Source organism: Frankia sp. CoBUL1 (assembly GCF_978021245.1).
Map to the genome: position 1 here is coordinate 1 of NZ_CDXDOS010000256.1, position 4,680 is coordinate 4,680.

Here is a 4,680-nt window from a genome sequence, read left to right on the forward strand (position 1 = left end):
CGCCCGACCAGCAGCCCCGCTACCAGCGCACCCCCCGCCCCAGCCCCCTCGGCCACCCAGGTCCAGTCGCCGCCCGGGCAGTTGTACCGGTCGGCGGCGACTGGACCTGGGTTGCCGAGGGGGCTGGGGCGGGGGGTGCGCTGGTAGCGGGGCTGCTGGTCGGGCGGCCTGTAGTGCGGGGCGTCGGCGAGAACATCGCGCAGGAACCGGCCGGTGTGAGGGTGGCCTTCGAGGAGGACGCGCAGCTGACCAGCCTGGGTTCCTGCGTCGGCCGGGTTGGCAGTGGTGAGCAGGGCGGCGATCCCTTGGTCGAAGGCTGCGGCGTCCTGGGGGGCGAACCAGTCGGCGAGGTAGGGGCGGATGGCACGGCCGGCTTCGATGGTGCCGTGGTTGTCGCTGGTCAAGGCGGAGACTCCCTGCAGAAGGGGGTGGGTCGGTCCTGGGGCAGGAGCCGGCGGCGGGTGGGATCAAGCGCCGGCGTGCAGGTGGGATGCCCACACCGACCCGGACCTGTGCCGCTGGCCGGTAGCCCGGCGGCGACGTCGGCGAGGTGGGCGGGCAAGTCGCCGAGCTCGACATGAGGTCGCACCCGGCAAGTGGGCGAAGGTGAACTCCGCCTGCTGGCGGGCGTCGAGAACATACGCGTCGCCGACCTGGTCTGGCCGAACCGTCAGGTCGACAGGCGGTCGAGGAGGCCGAACCGCTGGGCGAACGCGGATATCTCGTCGCGCTGCTGAACTGGATCGATGGCCGTGGCGCCCACGACGATGCGGGTCACACCCTGCGCGGCGAACGCCTCCACCCGTTCCGGTGTCATGTCGATCGACCCCCATCGCGTGTACTCCAGAGCATCCGGATTACGGCCAGCCTCGAAGGCGGTTGACCGGGCGAGGTCTAGTTGGAGGCTACGCTCATCAGGACCGAGCGCACCGCCGGGAAAGTAGCCGTCGCCTCGCCGCCCGGCCCGGCGTGCAGCCGCCCGACTTGATCCACCAACGTGGATGGGCAGCTGGGTAACGCCGTAGGGCTTCGGGAAGCTGCACAGGTTGTCGAAGTCGAAGAACTCCCCGCGGAAGCTGACCCCGTCCTCACCTCCGGCCCAGAGCAGTCGCATCACGTCGATCGCCTCGTCGGCGCGGCGACCACGGGTGCTGAAATCCACCCCCACCGCCTGGGCCTCGCCCGGCAAGGTTCCCAGCCCCACGGTCAATAGCCGCATCCGCCCCTTGGACAGCACATCAATGGTGGCCAGTCGCTTGGCGAGGACCACTGGATGGTGGTAAGGAAGCAGCAGCACGCCCGTGCCGAGCAGCATCCGGTTCGTGGCCGCGGCGACGAGGCTCAGGCAATCGAGGGGATCGGCGTAGGGCAGCGACGGCGGGATCTCGATGGACCCGACCATCGCCCCGGGGTACAGCACGATGTGCTCCGGCAGATACAGTGCCTCGAAGCCGCATTCCTCCGCATGCTGGGCGTAGGCAGTGATCCGGTCCGGGTCGACACCGTAGTAGGGCGTGCTGTAGCCGATTGCGAACTTCATCTCATTCTTCCGATCTGCTGATACCCCATTGCTCCCCGCCCGCCGTTGGCCGGGCGGACAGGGACGTTGGGCTCGATGACTGTTCGTCGGTCGGCGACGGTTACTATGGCCGCATCGCGATCGCTTGAGTGAGCTGGCTCTGCAACTGCTGCCGTACCGCGTCGAGCCGCTTGATACAGGCATCGACTTCGGCGAGTTTGCGTCGCAGCACCAGCACAGAGTCCGGGCAAACGTGTCCCGACGTGTTGCCGGCCCGCAAACAGGCGACGAACGGGCGGATGTCGTTGAGGTCGAAGCCCACAGCGAGCAGGGCCCGAATTTCGTGGACGACTCGCAGCTCCGCCTCGTCGTAGACGCGGTAGCCGTTGGCGGAGCGCCGTGGCCGTACCAACCCGTGTGACTCGTAGTAGCGCAGCGTGCGGGTGCTCGTGCCGGCCCGTTCCGCCAGTTCGCCGATCAGCATCCGGCCTCCTTCACCCGCCCGGGGCAAGACGCTAAACCTTGTCGCCGGCGTCAAGGCAACGTGCCGCCGGTAAGAAAGTTGCCGGAGGAGGTCACGGTGCCACCGCAGCACGGTGGCCGGGGTGACGAAGAAGACGTCCCAGCGGGCCCGGGGTAACAGCCGGGACAGCGCCGCGAGGATCACCTCATCTTGGCAGGTAGGGGGGCTCCGGTTCCCCCTCCCCCGGAGGTGATCGTGCTGGCGGTGCGCCGGTGGACAGCCGATGGACAGCAGTATCGAACACGCGAGGGCTTATCGCATGATTCCGGTGTGGCCGAGGGAGTAGCGCCCGGGCTGCGGCCAGACGGCGAGCCCGTGCGGCTCGTGGCCCACCGGGATCTCGGTCAACAGCCGGCCGGTCGTCGGGTCCGACCCGCCGTTCCCGCCGGTATCGAACACGTACACGACGTTGCTGCGCCGGCCGGACAGCCACAGCCGGGTCCCGTCGGCGTTGACGTTGCCCATGTCGGGAGTCCCGCCGCTGGGGATGGCCCAGTTTGCGACGATCTTCCTGGTGGTGAAGGAGATGACCGACACGGAGCCCCGATCACCGGTATGCGGGAACGGGACCATGTCGGAGGTCATCATGCCGCCCCGGTTGACGACGTAGAGATAGCGGCCGTCGCGGCTGGGGTACAGGCCGTGGGCCTCCGGGCCGGTCGGGACAAAGCCGGTTTTGGTGAGGGTGTCCCCGTCGATGAGGTGGACGCCGCCGGCGTTCATGTCGGCGACGTACCAGACCCGGCCCGCAGGATCGATCTTGATGTCCTGGGGGGCCGCGGTGCGTCCGAGATCGAGGTAGCCGAGGAGCCGCTCGTGCGCCAGGTCGATCTTGACCAGTTGGCCGGCGAACTCGCAGGTGGCGATCGCATAGGTGCCGTCCGGGGAGAAGTCGACGTGGTTGACGCCCGCGCACCGGCTGCCCACGTCGAGGCTGTGGCGCAGGGCGAAGGTATGAGGGTCGCGGAAGTCGACGCTGTGGTTCGCCTCGGCGATGACCATCGCGCTCTTTCCGCCGAGGGTGAAGTACAGGTTGTAAGGGTCGGTGACCGGTATGGCCCGGCCGGCGAGGCGCCCGGTCCGCGGGTCGATCGGTGACAGACTGTTCCCGACGTTGTTGTTGACCCACAGGGTCCGCAGGTCCCAGGACGGGACCACATGCTGCGGGCCGCGCCCCGTGGGGTAGGTGGCCACTACCCGCAGCGTGTGCTGGTCGATGACGCTGACCGTGCCGTCGGACAGGTTCGGGACATAGACGAGCTGCGGATCGTCGCGCACGACCGGGCTCAGCATCCCGGCATGGGCGTGGGCGTACACATCCACAGCAACGGTGGTAGCACCAGCAACGGCGGCGGTGGGGCTTGCTCCCGCCCTGGCCGGGGACGCAGGCGGTTGCGGGAAGGCTCCAGCGTTCGCAGCCTGGTTGCCCGGGTCACGGAGAACCCAGCCCGCCAGCAGGGCGACGACAAGGACCACCAGGCCGGCCAGCAGGATCGGGCCGTACGGCCGGGGCCGCTTCCCGGGCCGGGGTTGATGCGCTTCCGCCCTGGTTGGCATGCCAACACGCTAGTACCGTCTTTTCACGCGGGGCCCTTCGACCCCGTCGGACGGCCGCATAATCGAATATGGTAAAAAGACATTTTACTGATCGCCGCATGATCGTGATCATTGCCGACAAGAAGGCTCGTTTCGGAGTCTGGCCGCTCGTGGCCTCACGGTACCCGGCTGGTGATCCTGGGTGCCCATCGGGCGCCTCCAGTGGCCGGGATACCCTCAGCGTCATGTCCCAGCCGGCCGGTCGTGGTACCTCTCGTCGCCAGTTCCTGGCCGTGGCCGGTACGGCGGCGGCCACGGGGCTGGCGGGCTGCGGTACCGGTGGCTCGACCCCCTCGGCGCCACCAGCGTCCTCAGGAGCAACGCCGTCACCCTTCGCCCCTGCCCTTGGCGGCACATCGGGTGAGACCGCGGCGGCCTCGCTCGCTGCCGGCGCGGCCGGCGGCCCGGAGCTGGTGCCGGGAGGCGCGGCGGCGGCGGTCACCCACGGACCGCGTGACCGGTCCCAGGTCGCGCTCACCTTCCATCTCGGCCCGCACGAGGCGGGTCAGGATCTGTCCCTGGCCCATCAGCTCCTCACCGACGCCGCCAGGCTCTCGGCACCGATCACCGTGTTTGCGGTCGGGCAATGGCTCGACCAGCACCGCGACCTCGTCCCCGTCATCCTCGCGGCCGGCAACGAACTGGCGAACCACACCTACACCCACCCGGCGCTGACGACGCTTCCAGCCGATCGGGTGACCGCGGAGATCACCGGCTGCCGGGACGTCCTGGCCCGACTGGCCCCGACGCAGGGCCGCTACTTCCGGCCCTCCGGCACGAGCACCGCCACCCCGCTGATCCTCACCGAGGCCGGCGCCGCCGGGTACCGCACGGTTGTGGACTTCGACGTCGACCCGCTCGACTACACCTCTCCCGGAGCCGACACCGTCGTCGCGCGGGTGCGGGCCGGCACCCGGCCAGGCTCCATCGTGAGCATGCATTTCGGCTACCCGGGCACCGTCAGCGCGTTCCCCCGGATCGTCGCGAACCTGCGCACGGCCGGCCTCACCCCGGTACCGGTCCACGACCTGCTCACCTGAGG

General features: G+C 69.3%; 5 protein-coding genes. 1 reads left to right on the forward strand and 4 read right to left on the reverse strand.

What is annotated here, in order from left to right; all coding sequences use genetic code 11:
- From AC08OX_RS15060 to AC08OX_RS15075, 4 genes are all read right to left on the reverse strand, one after another.
- On the reverse strand, positions 1 to 404 hold a 404-nt coding region (locus AC08OX_RS15060), incomplete at its 3' end, for a hypothetical protein (protein ID WP_476608389.1).
- Between the two features lie 266 nt (positions 405 to 670).
- Positions 671 to 1,540 (reverse strand): TIGR03619 family F420-dependent LLM class oxidoreductase, encoded by an 870-nt coding sequence (locus AC08OX_RS15065; RefSeq protein WP_476608390.1) that lies wholly within the window; start codon positions 1,538 to 1,540, stop codon positions 671 to 673.
- A gap of 103 nt (positions 1,541 to 1,643) precedes the next feature.
- Positions 1,644 to 2,003 (reverse strand): MerR family transcriptional regulator, encoded by a 360-nt coding sequence (locus AC08OX_RS15070; RefSeq protein ID WP_476608391.1) that lies wholly within the window; start codon positions 2,001 to 2,003, stop codon positions 1,644 to 1,646.
- A gap of 291 nt (positions 2,004 to 2,294) precedes the next feature.
- Complete coding sequence (locus AC08OX_RS15075) at positions 2,295 to 3,599, reverse strand: YncE family protein (protein WP_476608392.1); 1,305 nt, start codon at positions 3,597 to 3,599, stop codon at positions 2,295 to 2,297.
- A 224-nt stretch (positions 3,600 to 3,823) separates the two neighbouring features.
- Here AC08OX_RS15075 and AC08OX_RS15080 point away from each other — a divergent pair, with 224 nt between their 5' ends.
- Complete coding sequence (locus AC08OX_RS15080; RefSeq protein WP_476608393.1) at positions 3,824 to 4,678, forward strand: polysaccharide deacetylase family protein; 855 nt, start codon at positions 3,824 to 3,826, stop codon at positions 4,676 to 4,678.
- The last annotated feature ends 2 nt before the right edge of the window (positions 4,679 to 4,680 follow it).